Origin of the sequence: Thermogemmatispora sp. (assembly GCF_019683635.1) — a bacterium.
GTDB lineage: Bacteria > Chloroflexota > Ktedonobacteria > Ktedonobacterales > Ktedonobacteraceae > Thermogemmatispora.
This window is the reverse complement of sequence record NZ_JADGIA010000135.1, coordinates 1-14,158: the sequence shown is the minus strand read 5'-3', so window position 1 is coordinate 14,158 and position 14,158 is coordinate 1. Positions and strand designations below refer to the sequence as shown.

Sequence of the window (14,158 nt, the reverse complement as noted above, 5' to 3'; positions counted from 1 at the left end):
GTGCAGTCCAGGGCTGCGCCTCTCCCGACGCAGGGCCAGGGACAGAACTCTCATCCAGGGCCTTTCACTATAACAGCTGAAATACATAACGATATCTACTTAACAAGAGAAAATCGTAAAAATCTCTAAAAAAGTTCTCACGAGCAAAATCGCTCAAAGCGAGCGCAAGCATCGGCAATCTTCGATCGCTTTGTGCTATCATGAAAGGAGATGCGGGGGGAGCCAATCATCAATAGCGATCTACTGCTCTCCGCCGCACCCGGCATCGGGCGGGCAGCAAAGTGGGCATGCCGCCAGCAACTATCATGTGCGAGCGGAGTAACCGATCGCCGAAAGTTAGGCTCGTGAAGCAAGCAGCCAGGAGGAAGGCAAGTGGCTGCCTGCGGCTGGGTTGTCCCAGTGGCCTGCCTGTGCCTGATTGGCAGACCTGATTGAAGATGGGCACCGCACCATGAAGAAGCTGGAATACAAATGGATCGCGCTGTCGGTTGTCACCCTCGGCTCATTGATGGTCGCTATTGACTCGACCATTGTCATCCTTGCCCTGCCGGCTATGTTGCAGGACCTCCATTCTGACCTGGTGCGTATGACCTGGGTGATTACCAGCTATTTGCTGATCAGCACTGTTCTGCTACTTTCCTTTGGCAGAATGGCCGACATGTTTGGCCGCGTCCGCCTCTATAACCTGGGCTTTCTGGTTTTCACCATTGGCTCTGTGCTCTGCGGTCTGGCTCCCAACGATCTCTTTCTGATTGCGGCCCGTGTCCTGCAGGGGGCTGGGGGGGCCATGCTGAATGCCAACGCTATGGCCATCATCACCGAAGTCTTTCCCCCGGGCGAGCGCGGCACAGCGATGGGCTTTAACTCCATCACCTGGGGAGCCGGCAGCGTCCTCGGCCCCGTTCTTGGCGGTCTCATTCTCTCGCTAGCCAGCTGGCGCTGGATCTTCCTTGTCAACCTGCCCGTCGGTCTGGTTGGGATGCTTGCCGCCTATTTTCTCCTGCACGAAATCGCCCCGCGTCAGCAGCGGGAGCGTTTCGACATCCTCGGCGCCCTCCTCTTCTGCGTCGGTCTGGTGGGTCTCCTCTTTGGTCTTCTGGAAGGGATCAGCGTCGGTTGGCGCTCGCCCCTTATTGTGGCGCTGCTCCTCATTGGCCTTATCGCCCTGCTCGCCTTTCTCTGGCGTGAGCGCCACTATGCCTATCCCATGCTGAACCTGCATCTGTTCAGCAACCGTGTCTACGCCTTCTCGGTCCTGGCGGCCATGCTTCAATCGCTGGCCGTCTTCGCCGTTAACTTCCTGGTCATCTTCTATTTACAAGGCGTGCGTGGCTACTCGCCGCTGGTTGCGGCCCTGCTCATTCTCCCGCTGCCTCTCTTTATCTCGCTCGTAGGACCGCTGGGAGGGCGCTGGGCCGACCGCGTTGGTGGGACCATTCCGGCCACCATTGGCCTGGCCCTTCAAGCTCTCGCCCTGCTGCTGCTTGGGCTGCTGACGCCGACCACACCCTACTGGCAACTGGCCCTTATCCTGGCCTTAATGGGCATCGGCGGCTCCTTCTTCTGGTCGCCTAACACCAGCACCGCCATGAGCGCCGCCCCACGCAGCCACCTGAGCGTTGCCTCGGCTACCCTGAACACCTTGCGCAACGTCGGTATGATCTTCAGCTTTGCCGTCGCTCTGGACGTGGCCGCTGTCTCTATGCCACCGGCTCTCGTAGCCAGCGTCTTTCTGGGTACCGTCGGGCATCTGGCGTCCTCTATCGCCCGGGCCTTCACTGCCGCGATGGATCACGCCTTCCTTGCCTCAGCCCTGATCTGTCTGCTGGCTATGGCCTGCTCGCTGGTACGGGCTGGCAAGGGGCCACAGCTGACGGGTCTTGCCAGCACACCGCTACAGCCCACGGCCTCCGAACGCCAGGAGTAGGCAGACAGACAGAAGCGAGCTGCATCGCTGGTGCGATTTGGCCGTCGATCAAAAACAAGAGAGGCCTCACCGGCTAGAGCTGACCCGGTGAGACCTCCTGTTTCTCGGCACAAAGAAGAAGATGCCGGGCAGACAAGACAGCTGGCTATCATCGCCTGCCCGGCAGATTCTCAGAGGCTCGCGGCTTGCCGATCCGTTCTGATCAGGAGTGGGCTGTGCCCTGTGCCGGCTCCTGCGAACGTCGGGCCAGCATATTGCCCAGTGGGATCAGGATCAGCAGCAGCACGATCAGAACAACCAGTCCAATCAGGAAGGTCAGCGGCTGAGGCGGAGCGAAGTTGAGCACCTGGTCGAGCGAGAAGCTACCAGCGCCCGTCAGTCCGAGCACCACGCCCATCATCAGCAGGGCCAGATTGAACTCAAAGCCGCCCTGGCTATTCCAGAAGCCCTTAGCCCAATGCACCCTGGCGATCGCCACCAGCATCGAACCCATCGGGAGCAAGACCGCCAGAGGCGTCAGCAGACCCAACGCCACCAGCAAGCCGCCACCAAACTCGCCCAGGGCCACAACCCAGGCCCAGAAGGGAGCCGGCTGCAGACCCAGCCTGTTCATCATCTCCTCTGTGCCACGCAGCCCATGACCGCCAAACAGACCGAACAGCTTCTGAGCACCGTGAGCCATAATGATGAGACCAAGCGTCAGACGCAACAGCAAGAGACCGGTGGCAAGAAGTGCGTTCATGGTCCTCTCCTCCTTTCCTTAGACGTCCAGGTTACGTCAGATCAGACCAGGCAGACTGTCAGGCCAGAGCCGGCTTGCTTCCCGCTTAGCCGACGCAGAGAGGCATAGCCTACAGGTCGGCGCGCACGGGGTTACCGAGCGCCGGCAATCGGCCAGTCTGCTGAAGAGCAAAGGCCAATAAGAGATGATGGACAAGACAAGTAGCCTGACCAAAGCCGTCAGACAAGGGCGACCCCTCTTGAAACCGTGGCATCTGAAGCCGCCCAGTGGGGTGCAGGGGCGGTGCTCAGCGTTCGGAGCGGCCCCTGCACTCAGCGCTGCTAGTGAGTGAACGAGCGATCATCGGGCGAGGCTTGACTCGACCGTCAGCGGCTGACCGGAGCCGCTGCGCACACTGATGTGCTTCGGACGACTCTCCTCCCTAATCGGCAACCAGAGCGTCAGCACACCGTGCTCGTAGGTGCATTCCACATGATCGGCATCGATGGGCTTGGGGAAGGTGATGCTGCGCTCAAAGTGGCCAGGAGTGATCTCCTGAGCCAGCCAGCGCACCTGCTCATCGGAACCAACGAAGGCCGGCAACTGGCCCTTGAGCGTCAGCGTATTCTGCTGAATGCTCACATCCAGATCCTCTGGCTTCACACCAGGCACCAGCATGCGCACCCGATAACCCTGCTCCGTCTCGTAAGCATCCAGCAGTGCGATTGGACTCTGGCGACCGGCCAGCGACCAACCCGTACGGACAAAGCTCTGCTCAAAGAGCTGGTCAATTGCCTTCCGCAGGCTCATTGCCTCCCGGAAAGGATCAAACGGCAGCAGTGTTGCCATCGCTCACACCTCCGTACTGACCCGCATCCGCTTCCTCCTGCAGAAAAGGAGACCTGTGACTTTCCAGACCGCGACCACCCCACCGACCATCACCTGCCAGGCGGCGCCGGATAGGCGCCAGATCAGGCCCGTCATCATCCTGGCAGCTGCCTCCAGCGTCCGCCGGCACTCGCTCTTTCGTTCGTCCGACCATAGTATAGCTCATCTCACAAAAAATGTCAAGTCATATAACGGTTTTCTGACAATCTTCTAACACAACTCTAACAGTTGTCTCTAGCTGGGGTGAGAAAAGGAAGCGCCCCGGTTCAATCAACCGGGGCGCCTCGGGGGAGAGACAGTCAACGACCCCCGGCTCAAGCCAGGGGCTTGCCCGCAGCCGCAGCGGCCCGGGCTTCAGGGCTGGTTGACAGCAGCCCACTGCCCCGGAGGACAGCAAAGCATGGTGACTGGGTTGACCCTCCCCCCGCCAGGTGAGGCGAAGCCGTTGCTGACTCACAGGTCAGTGCCTTGAAGCCTCATAGCGCAAGGATACCAGGAGAGGCTGCTATGTCAACCCCCGGCAAAGAGCCAGAGGGGGCCGCCTTCCTCCCCTGGATGAATCCAGGGGGCCCCGGCGGCACCCCTTTATGGAGGAGAGAGAATGAAAGAGACCGAACAGGGCTGAGACGAGAACTACTGACCGGCGCGGGCTGTGCTAGGGGTGGCGGCCTCCTCCAGAGCGCGGGCCACGATCTCGGCGATATCTTCGACCTGGAGGCGTTCCTCGGCCTCCACGCCCTTCACGCCATCCTCAAACATCATGATGCAGAACGGGCAGGCGGCAGCCAGCACCTCGGCCTCGGTCTCCAGGGCCTCATTCACGCGTGTCTGGTTGACCCGCTTGCCGATGCGCTCCTCCATCCAGGCGCGACCGCCGCCGCCGCCGCAACAGAAACTCCTATTGCGGTTGCGGCGCATCTCCGTCACCCCATTGCTATTGATCACCGTCAACACCCGGCGTGGCTCGTCGTAGACCCCATTATAGCGGCCAACGTAGCAAGGATCGTGATAGGTCAGCTTACGGTGATCGAAGCCGGCGGGGAGCTGCAGGCGGCCCTCCCTAATCAAGCGATCGATGAAAACGCTATGGTGGATCACCTCATAGTGGCCGCCGAGCTGCGGATACTCATTTTTAATCGTATTGAAGCAGTGCGGGCAGGCCGTAATGATCGTGCGCGCGCGGCTGGTCTGGCCGTTGTGATCGTGGCCATTCTGGGCGGTCGCTGTCTCCGTCTGAGCCGTATTAAAGCCGTAGCTATTGAGCACCTCGATATTCTGCTGAGCCATCATCTGCCAGAGGTACTCATTGCCGATACGGCGAGCCGGGTCGCCCGTACAGGACTCCTCGGGGCCGAGGATGGCGAAATTGACCCCGGCGGCCTTCAGAATCTTCACCAGCGCCGTGGCCACCTTGCGGTTACGCTGATCGAAAGAACCCATGCAGCCGACCCAATAGAGCACCTCGGCATCGGGGTTCTCCGCCATCAGCGGCACACCCAGGCCCGCGGCCCACTCCGCGCGGCGATCGTTGCTGATCTCCCACGGATTGCCATTGCGCTCAATATTGTTGAACAGCGACGTCACCTCGGGCGGGAAGTCGCTCTCCTCCATGACCAGGGAGCGTCGCATATCCACAATCTTGGGCACATGTTCAATTGAAACCGGGCAGATCTCCATGCAGGCGCCGCAGGTTGTGCAGGCCCAGAGCGCCTCTTTACTGATCACCCCGCCCACGAGCGGCTGAATCTCCTCATGGCCGTTGCTGCGCACATCAGCCAGCGGCAGCTTCTGGAAGAGATTCGGTTCGCCCACAATCTCATGGCGGCGGTCCAGCAGCGACTCCTTGACGCCGAGGATAATCTCCTTGGGCAGCAGTGGTTTACCGGTATTCGTCGCCGGGCAGACCGTATTGCAGCGTCCGCACTCCGTGCAGGCATAGCCGTCCAGCAGCTGCTTCCAGGTAAACTGCTCCGCCTTGGAAACGCCGTAGTCCTCGCGCTCCTCCAGATTCTCCAGCAGCGGCAGCGCGCCGCGGGGGCCGTAATTACGGAAGAAGACATTGAAGGGGGTGGCCATCAGGTGCAAGTGCTTCGAGCCTGGTAGATAGACCAGGAAGCTCAGCACCGTCAGAATATGGGCCCACCAGGAGACGCGGTAGAGGGCCACATTGGTCGCCGTGCCCAGACCATAGAAAGAAGGGCCGAACCAGGAACCGAGCAGCGACCACTCTTCGCCGTGGCTGGCGGCGAAGCCGAAGGTCTCAACCAAGGCCAGGGTCAGCAGGACCAGGAAAATGAGGCCCAAGATAATGAAGCCGTCCCACGGGCCATGCAGGCGGCTCGATAGCTGCCGGGGGCGCACGATGCCGCGCCGGACCGCGAAGACAATCAGCGAGACCAGCACGAAAAGAACAAAGAGGTCTAGCAGGGCTGCGAACGTATGATCGTGGCCGATCAGCGGAAGCGAGCCGTTGAAGGCTCCCAGGATCAGATTAAGCAGCCCGAACTGAATAATGATAAAGCCCCAGAACGTAAAAAAGTGTGCCAGGCCGGGGATCGGATCGCGCAAGACGCCGCTCTGGCCGAGCACCACCAGCAGGAAATCGCCGATGCGCTCCTCCAGATGGTCGGTGCGATCCTCACGGCGAGCCTTGGCCAGCAGCGTCACCAGCTGTCCGACGCGCAGGCCGAAGACTGTCAGCGCCGCCAGGAAAATCACCACGAAAATGGTCGTCCCGATCCACCCACCGGTTGGAGAAATGGCAGGGGGTGCCATGACAACCTCCCTTAAAGGCGGCGGGGCCCCGTCGCCCTGCCTATCTGCCTGCTTGCTGCTTCGCAGCGGCAGCCGTGCCCCACCGCAGTAATATGCTGCTTCTTGCCTGCTTGTGCGTCAGCGAGAACGAGCGGGCGTGAGCCAGCTAGAGCTGGGTTTTGCGCCGCTTCACTTCCTCGATCAGCTGGGGCAGGATCGTCAACACATCGCCGACGATGCCCAAATCGGCTACCGAGAAGATCGGCGCATGCTCATCTTTATTAATGGCGATAATGTACTTCGAGCCTTTCATGCCAGCCAGATGCTGGATTGCGCCGCTGATGCCGCAAGCAATATAGAGGGTTGGCTTGACCGTCTTGCCGGTCTGGCCGATCTGATAGCTGTAGGGGAGCCAGCCGGCGTCGACAATGGCGCGTGTGGCGCCCGGCGCTCCACCGAGCACGGTCGCCAGCTCTTCGACCAGGCGATAATTCTCGGGCTTCCCCAGACCGCGACCACCGCTCACGATGATGCTGGCATCCTCCAGGGCGGGGCCTTCGCTCTGGACCTCGACGCGGTCGAGTATCTTCATCTGCTGCGACTCGGGCCGTAGGGTCACCGTCAGCTGCTCAATCTCAGCCTGACGGCCCTCGAAGCGCTCCACCGAGAAAGCCTTCGGGCGTGCCAGCACGATCCCCGTTCCCTGGTAAGGATGGGTTGCGACCACTACGTTCTCTCCGCCCCAGGGAACCGTCACCTCCAGGCGCTCGCCCTCGTAGCGGAGGTCGGTGGCATCCGTGATCAGGCCCAGATTATGGCGGGCACTCAAGCGGGCGGCGATATCGCGGACATCGTAGGTGGTGGGGAAGAGCAGAAGATCGGGCTGCTGCCGCTGCAGCAGGGCGCTCAGCGTATCGACGGCGGGGAGCGTCAGGTAGGTATCGTAGGTAGGATCGGCGTGGACATAGACCTTTTCGGCGCCAAACTCACCGAGAGAGGGGGCTACCGTCGCGGCGGCGGAGCCGAGCACAATGGCCTCGGCGCGACCCAAATGGGCCGCCTTGCTCAGCACCTCTAGAGACGAGCGAGCTGGCCGGCCATCCTCAATTTCGACCAGGACCCAGATCGTTTTTGCCATAACCTGCACTCCTCCTAGAGCAACTGGTGACGCTGCAAGAAGTCGGCAATGATCTCGGCAGCGTTGCCCTCGTCCTTAATGATCTGCCCGGCGGCGCGGGCCTCAGCCTTCCCAATTGAGAGTATCTGCTCGCGTGCGCCGGCCTCTCCGACCTGCGATGGGTCCAGCCCGAGGTCGCTCAGGCTCAGCTGGCTGAAGGGCTTCTTACGCGCGCTCATGATGCCCTTCATCGTTGGATAGATCGCCTCGAAAGAGCCGCTGGCGATAGTCACTACTGCTGGCAAAGGACTCTCAACCACCTCGTAGCCGGTCTGCGTGACGCGCTTGATCACGGCCTTTGTGCCCTCAACGTTGATCTCGCGTGCGAAGGTGAGCTGGGGCAGGCCCAGAAACTCGGCGATCGCCCCGGGCACCATGCCAGTGTAGCCATCGGTGCTCTCGGTTGAACAGAAGATCAGATCGGGATTCTCACGCTTGAGAGCAGCGGCCAGCGTCCGCGCCGTGCCCAGGACATCCGAGCCAGCCAGGGCCGGATCGCTGATGAGGATTGCGCGATCAACGCCCATCGCCAGGGCGCGCCGCAGGGCCTCCTGGGCGCTGGCTGGACCCATGCTGATCGCCGTCAGCTCGCTATTGCCGAGACTATCGCGCAGCTTGATCGCTGCGGCAATCGTTGTCTCGTCTCCCGGGTCAAGCACCAGCGAGACCCCGGTGCGCACCAGTCGTTTGGTAGCAGGGTCAAGCTTGCTTTCGACGGTGTTGGGGTCTGGAATCTGCTTTACACAGACGAAGATCTTCATTGCGTTGTTGCCTCATCTTACCTATGTGCGAGCAAAGGCGCAAGACACAAGACAGCCTACAACTGCGTAAAGTGGCGCCTTCTCAGCAAAGAAGAACGGCAGCGCCTTCTTTGCCATTCTCCGTCGGAAAAGGGCCGTGTGCTGTCTGCGTTCGTCAGAAGAGAGGACTGCCCCGGGCGCCTTACGTCTGCACAGATTCTCTCGCTATGGATAGAACGAGCAGGCCAATCGCTGTATTTACCAGGCCCTTTGTATTGTACCTGTCGCAAAAAGAACGTGTCAACGTTGCTAGCTAACGGCCAAAGCTCTCCCAGCTAACACAGGGAGCAAAGGCAGGAAGCGCTCCCGCGCTGACCAGCCTTAACGCTGACGATAGACGAGGATGGCCGTAAGCACCGCCAGCAGGCCAGCCCCAAAGGGCGGCAGGCTGGTGGCCAGGCTGCCGGTGGTTAGCCAGAGGTAGACAGCGATGATTTCAAGGATGAGGCCGCAGGCGAAGATCGCCGCGATGGCCGTGGGCGAACGCTCGGCGGTCCCTGCAAGCTGCTGGCGGGCAAAGTGTGGCGGCTGCGCTCTGGCCGCCTCCTCCTGATTGCTAGAGGCAAGGATTGGCGACGGCTCCTGCTCTGTCGCAATGGGGCCTGGCCCCTGACGGCTCTCCTCGCTAAGACGGCGCAGGGAATCATAGAGATAGTCGATCGTGCGCCGCGGAGCGCGCAGCAACACACTTCCTTCCCCAGAGCTGATCAGCAGTTCGTGTAGAAGTGGCCTGCTCTGGGGAATGCGCAGCGTGATGGCGGTGATCTCTGTAAGGGGAATGGCCTCCAGGAAAAGGCGCGGACGTGGGAACCGGACCTGATAGTAGCCGAGCAGACGCCTGTTGGTGAGGATGGCGTCACAGGCGACCCTGCCATGCTGCTGGCTGTTCCAGATGACAGGCCGACTCTCTAGTGGCTCTTCGCCCGGTTGTAGATGGGCCTGCAGGCCACGGAAGCGTCGGAGAATCCGACGCCCTGCATTTGCCTGACTGGGTGTAGGGGAGGGGGCGGTCATGCTCCTCTCTCTCTTGTGAATACGCTTGGCTTGCTTATCGCTCTCTCATTATAACACAGAGCTGGCTGAGCGGACCCAGCGGATGCGGGTCCAGCACATTTGACAAGCGCTGCTTCTTGCGCTATCCTTTCTAGTAGACCCCCACCGGGGGGGTATGGGTGAGTGTCAAGCAGGAGGAGTGAGGCAACATGGCAACAACGCACCTGTCTGGCCCTGATGGACAGCAGCGCACCATAGATCAACCTGAGCCTGAAGAACTGACTTCAATCACTCTTGCTCTGGAGGGCATGAGCTGCGCCTCCTGCGCCAGGCGTATTGAGCGTGGTTTGCAGCGTCTGCCAGGAATCAAAGAGGCCAGCGTCAACTTCGCCACCGAGCAGGCCACCGTTGTGTATGATCCCATGCTGGTTAACCCGGCGCTACTGGTTGAGAAGGTGGAGCAGCTGGGCTATGAGGCGCTGCCGCTTCTGGCGCAGACGGCAAAGGGGGAAGCTGAGGTTGAAGATCGGCTGGGTACTCGTCCTGAAGCAGCGAGTGCCCTGGTTCAAAGCGAGGAGGGCCAGGGACTGCCGGCGGTCTCGGGCTTGGCAGAAGCTCAGCGACGAGCGGCTCGTCGTCGACTGTGGCTCCTGCTGATGGCGGTCGCGCTCTCGCTGCCTGTCGTTGTGCTCAGCATGTTCTTCATGGACCGTTTCCCTGGGGAGAACTATCTGCTGTTGCTCTTGACCACGCCGGTCTGGGCAGTGGTTGGTTGGGAATTTCACCGCAACGCCCTCAAGAATCTGCGGCATGGGGCGGCCACGATGGACACGCTCATCTCGGCTGGCTCGACGGCGGCTTATCTGCTGAGCTTGCTGGCTACGGTCTTGCCGCAGCTGGCGGACGAGCCGACTTTCTACGACACCGCGGCCCTGATCATCACGCTCATCTACCTGGGGCGCTACCTGGAGGCGCGAGCCAGGGGTGAGGCCGGACAGGCCATTAGGCGCCTGATTGGTTTGCAGCCGCGCAGTGCTCATGTGCTGCGCGAGGGTCAGGAACGCGAGGTTCCGATTGCCGAGGTCAAGCCGGGCGACCTGCTCATCGTGCGTCCCGGCGAGCAGATACCCGTTGATGGTCTCGTAGTGGCCGGTCACTCGACGGTCGATGAATCAATGGTCACCGGGGAGAGCCTGCCCGTAGAGAAAGGGGAAGGCGAGCCGCTGATTGGGGCTACCATTAATCAGGATGGGCTGTTGACCATGCGGGCCACGCGCGTCGGGGCCGATACCCTGCTGGCCAATATCATTCGTCTCGTTGAGCAGGCCCAGGGCAGCAAGGCGCCGGTCCAGCGCCTGGCGGATCAGGTGGCTGGCGTTTTCGTGCCGGCGGTGCTGGTGATTGCCCTTCTGACCTTCCTGGGTTGGGGCCTGATGGGAGCCATGAGTGGCATGGGGGCTGCGGGCTGGATCAGGGCCTTGATTGCGGCGGTGGCCGTGCTGGTGGTGGCCTGTCCCTGTGCCTTGGGACTGGCAACGCCTACGGCGATCATGGTGGGCACCGGCATGGGAGCCGAGCAGGGCATTCTGATCAAAGGTGGCGAGAGCCTGGAACGTATTCAGGCAGTGCAGGCGGTGCTCTTTGATAAGACAGGGACCGTAACGCGCGGCAGGCCCCAGCTCACTGAACTGGTGGCGCTGGCTCCGTGGGACGAAACCGCGTTGTTGCGCCTGGCCGCCGAGGTCGAGCAAGGCTCAGAGCATCCGCTCGCGCGCGCAGTGGTGGAGGCGGCGCGTCAGCGTGGCCTGTCTTTGGAACGCAGGCCAGAGCGACTGACGGCTTTGCCCGGTCGTGGCCTGGAGGCTGTACTGGCAGGGCAGGAGGTGCTGATCGGTGGACCACGCCTACTGGAGGAGCGCGGCCTGGGACTGGAGGAGGTGCGTGTTGATCTGGAGCGTCTGGAGCAGCAGGGGAACACCGTGATGCTGGTGGCCGTTGCTGGGCGGCTGGCGGGCCTGCTGGCGCTGGCTGATACCTTGAAACCAGGCTCGGCTGAGGCGGTACGTCAACTGCAGGCCCAGGGGTTGCAGCTCTGGCTTGTCAGCGGCGATCATCCGCGCACGGCCCAGGCGATCGCGGCGCAGGTTGGCATTCCCGGCGAGCGCGTGCTCGCCGGCCTCTTGCCAGCAGAGAAGGCCGAACAAGTGCGCCGCCTTCAACGGCAAGGGCTGATTGTAGCTTTCGCGGGCGATGGAATCAACGATGCACCAGCGCTGGCTCAGGCCGATGTTGGGATCGCGATGGGTAACGGCAGCGATATTGCCCTGGAGACGGCTGATATCGTCCTGGTGAAAGGAAATCTTCGCAGTCTGGCCACTGCTCTGGACTTGTCTCGGGCGACACTGCGTACTATCAAGCAAAACCTGTTCTGGGCTTTTGCTTATAACGTTGTGCTCATTCCGACAGCGATCCTCTCGCCAGTGATTCCTTTCCTCAAGGAGCAGGCGCCGATCTTTGCAGCGGCGGCGATGGCCCTCTCCTCTGTCTCTGTGGTTGGGAATGCCCTGCGTCTGCGTCGCTTCGGGCGGCGGGCCTGGCGCTAGTCGATGGGCCGAGCTGGTGCTTGATGCGTCCTAAGAAGGGATGGAAGAAGGAAGAGCAAAGCGACCAGGAGGGAACTGCAGTCAGCCCCAGAGGGAGCGGCTGCCGACCGCAGTGGCGCTTGTGCTCTCTCCTTCTTCCGTCTGCTACCGACGGTGTGAGAGCGATGGGGCATTACGGCTAGACTTGCCGCTTAGGCTTAGAACTGGCTGCGCGCAGGGCGTAGCAGCTTGTGGAAAATGCCGAAGAGCAAGAAGGCCGGTGGCCACTGGCCGACGAACAGTCCCCAATCACGCTTACCGCTTACGAAAAGCACTGCAGAAGTAATGATCGAGACCAGAGCAGCCCAGTACCACATCTCGCCAGGTAGACGATCGGTGGTCCGAAAATACTGCTCTTGCATATCACGAGCAGCTTTTGTTGTCTCATGAATATCGACTTTAGCCATATCTTCTCCTCATCTCAACTCAGCAGTTTAGCAGAGCAGTACGCACTTCGCCGGCTATCTCTTGACAGCCGGCGATTGGTACTCTGCTCTAAAGACGTCACAAGACGTGGCTCTAGGTAAGGGTGGCGCTCTGGCTGTTTTTTCTCTTGATGCCGTTCCTTCTTAGGAGGAGAAGGATAGGCACGTTGGTGATCACCGTTCAGGGGGTGCGCCGGCATGACGCTGCCTGGTGGGGACGCAGGACATGATACAATGCTCGATAGGGCGTGGAAAGGCGGTCAGACGTGGGCAAGGAAAGGAGATGATGCCTGGTCTTGCCTGCCAGCCTGCCCGGTGGATGTGCGGAGCGGTGGTGAGCAAACTCAGGGAGTGAGTACTGAATGAAGAAAGAAAACAAGATTATTGCGCAAGAACGCAGAAGAAAGATATTTGAGATTATTGAGTCGAGTGGGGTTGTCTCGGTGCGCGATCTGGCGCAGCGCTTTACCGTCTCTAGCATTACAGTGGTCAGAGATTTACAGGAGCTGGAAGAGCAGGGATTGATCAGGCGAGTGCACGGAGGGGCCATCAGCCTGCGCGGGGCTAGCTATGAACCGCCGTTTAGTGCACGTGAGGCCGAGCATGCTGAAGAGAAGCGGCGCATCGCGGCGCAGGCGGTAGAGCTGGTCAACGATGGGGAGAGCCTGATTCTTGATGTGGGGACGACAACGCTGGAGATCGCCCGCGCGCTCAAGGGGAAGCGCAATCTGACGGTGCTGGTGACGAATCTGCGGGCAGCTTTGGAACTGGCGAATCAGTCAGCGATTCAGGTGATCGTGGTAGGAGGGAAGCTACGCCCGAGCGAGCTGTCGCTGGTGGGCCATCTGGCTGAGCGAACACTGCGCAGTTTTCAGGTTGATAAAGCCTTTATCGCAGTCGGTGGGATTACGATCGAACATGGACTGACTGAGTTCAATTTTGAGGAGGCCGGCACGAAGCAGGCGATGATTGAGCGGGCGCGACGGCGCATTGTGGTGGCCGATCATAGCAAGTTCGGTAAGGTGATGTTGACAACAGTGGCGCCGCTGAGCGCCATCGATACGATTATCACGGATAGCGGGCTGGATAGCGAGACGCTGACTCGTCTGCGCGAGCTAGGGATCGAGGTCATTCTTGCCTAGCCTCGGCCCTCCCAGCTGTCCGGTTGCTTCTCTGTTTCCTGTCGTATTCAGCGACGTTGCCTGCTTGTAATGAAAGCAAGCAAGCTTTATTTAGTTTTGATGCACTCTTTCTTGTGTATTAAGAAGAAATATGAAGATATCCTTTTGGAGAACTTGCTTTTGGTGCCTGGATCTGTTATCCTCTTCTCAAGGCTGTGGGAGTATTGACCAGGGCCAACGTGGTGACCAGGCCATCTATTTTGAGAGAAGGGAGCTAGACGGAGGATGTCGCTAGAGCGGTTCTGGCTAGCCGATCGCGTTCGTGCTCAGGAGCATGCCATTGCTGTACTTAGTGCGGATGTCAGAGGGCTGGCTGCCGATATGCAGGTGAGTTTTCGACAGCTGGCTGAGTATCAGCTACACTGCGAGCGCCAGAGTGAGGCCCGGTTTCAGCGCCTGGAGGCGCTGGTGGTGGCGACCCGCGATGATGTGCGCGCTCTGCAGGAACGAACGGCTCTACTGGAGATGCGCACTGCTAGCCTAGAGAACCGCATGGCTGGTCTGGAAGGGCGCATGGAGAAGGTTGAGGGGCGGCTGGAGGCGTTGGAAGGGCGCATGGAGAAGGTTGAGGGGCGGCTAGGGGCGTTAGAAGGGCGCATGGAGAAGGTTGAGGGGCGGCTGGAGGCGTTGGAAGGGGGGAAGGAGAAGGT

11 protein-coding genes and 1 pseudogene are annotated in these 14,158 nt (G+C 60.6%); 5 read left to right on the top strand and 7 right to left on the bottom strand.

Going from position 1 to position 14,158, the window contains the following annotated elements:
• The first annotated feature begins 451 nt into the window (after positions 1 to 451).
• Positions 452 to 1,927: an MFS transporter gene (locus tag IRZ31_RS14635; protein ID WP_297154903.1), complete on the top strand. Its 1,476-nt coding sequence runs from the start codon at positions 452 to 454 to the stop codon at positions 1,925 to 1,927.
• Positions 1,928 to 2,129: 202 nt separating this feature from the next.
• Here IRZ31_RS14635 and IRZ31_RS14630 read toward each other — a convergent pair whose 3' ends face one another.
• Both IRZ31_RS14630 and IRZ31_RS14625 read right to left on the bottom strand, forming a co-directional pair.
• Positions 2,130 to 2,669, bottom strand: a complete 540-nt coding sequence (locus IRZ31_RS14630; RefSeq protein WP_297154901.1) for a DoxX family protein — start codon at positions 2,667 to 2,669, stop codon at positions 2,130 to 2,132.
• Between the two features lie 339 nt (positions 2,670 to 3,008).
• Positions 3,009 to 3,497: an Hsp20/alpha crystallin family protein gene (locus tag IRZ31_RS14625; protein ID WP_297154899.1), complete on the bottom strand. Its 489-nt coding sequence runs from the start codon at positions 3,495 to 3,497 to the stop codon at positions 3,009 to 3,011.
• Between the two features lie 55 nt (positions 3,498 to 3,552).
• Here IRZ31_RS14625 and IRZ31_RS14620 point away from each other — a divergent pair, with 55 nt between their 5' ends.
• Positions 3,553 to 3,750: a hypothetical protein gene (locus IRZ31_RS14620; RefSeq protein WP_297154897.1), complete on the top strand. Its 198-nt coding sequence runs from the start codon at positions 3,553 to 3,555 to the stop codon at positions 3,748 to 3,750.
• Between the two features lie 419 nt (positions 3,751 to 4,169).
• On the opposite strand, the gene IRZ31_RS14615 is transcribed toward IRZ31_RS14620, so the two are convergent.
• The 4 genes from IRZ31_RS14615 to IRZ31_RS14600 all read right to left on the bottom strand — a co-directional run bounded on the left by IRZ31_RS14615 (position 4,170) and on the right by IRZ31_RS14600 (position 9,281).
• Positions 4,170 to 6,311 carry a (Fe-S)-binding protein gene (locus tag IRZ31_RS14615; RefSeq protein ID WP_297154895.1) on the bottom strand — a complete coding sequence of 714 codons (2,142 nt, stop codon included), beginning with the start codon at positions 6,309 to 6,311 and terminating at the stop codon, positions 4,170 to 4,172.
• A gap of 145 nt (positions 6,312 to 6,456) precedes the next feature.
• Positions 6,457 to 7,428 (bottom strand): electron transfer flavoprotein subunit alpha/FixB family protein, encoded by a 972-nt coding sequence (locus IRZ31_RS14610; protein WP_297154893.1) that lies wholly within the window; start codon positions 7,426 to 7,428, stop codon positions 6,457 to 6,459.
• Between the two features lie 14 nt (positions 7,429 to 7,442).
• Positions 7,443 to 8,228 (bottom strand): electron transfer flavoprotein subunit beta/FixA family protein, encoded by a 786-nt coding sequence (locus tag IRZ31_RS14605; RefSeq protein WP_297154891.1) that lies wholly within the window; start codon positions 8,226 to 8,228, stop codon positions 7,443 to 7,445.
• A gap of 360 nt (positions 8,229 to 8,588) precedes the next feature.
• Positions 8,589 to 9,281, bottom strand: a complete 693-nt coding sequence (locus IRZ31_RS14600) for a hypothetical protein (protein WP_297154889.1) — start codon at positions 9,279 to 9,281, stop codon at positions 8,589 to 8,591.
• A gap of 188 nt (positions 9,282 to 9,469) precedes the next feature.
• Here IRZ31_RS14600 and IRZ31_RS14595 point away from each other — a divergent pair, with 188 nt between their 5' ends.
• Positions 9,470 to 11,863 carry a heavy metal translocating P-type ATPase gene (locus IRZ31_RS14595; protein ID WP_297154888.1) on the top strand — a complete coding sequence of 798 codons (2,394 nt, stop codon included), beginning with the start codon at positions 9,470 to 9,472 and terminating at the stop codon, positions 11,861 to 11,863.
• A 197-nt stretch (positions 11,864 to 12,060) separates the two neighbouring features.
• Here IRZ31_RS14595 and IRZ31_RS14590 read toward each other — a convergent pair whose 3' ends face one another.
• A complete protein-coding gene (locus IRZ31_RS14590) occupies positions 12,061 to 12,309 on the bottom strand; it encodes a hypothetical protein (RefSeq protein ID WP_069803080.1) in 249 nt (82 codons plus the stop codon).
• Between the two features lie 380 nt (positions 12,310 to 12,689).
• On the opposite strand from IRZ31_RS14590, the gene IRZ31_RS14585 reads away from it, so the two are divergent.
• The gene (locus IRZ31_RS14585; RefSeq protein ID WP_297154885.1) at positions 12,690 to 13,469 is read left to right on the top strand and encodes a DeoR/GlpR family DNA-binding transcription regulator; all 780 of its coding nucleotides are present in this window, start codon (positions 12,690 to 12,692) and stop codon (positions 13,467 to 13,469) included.
• Between the two features lie 264 nt (positions 13,470 to 13,733).
• Positions 13,734 to 14,158: pseudogene (locus IRZ31_RS14580) on the top strand (hypothetical protein); the annotation flags it as partial.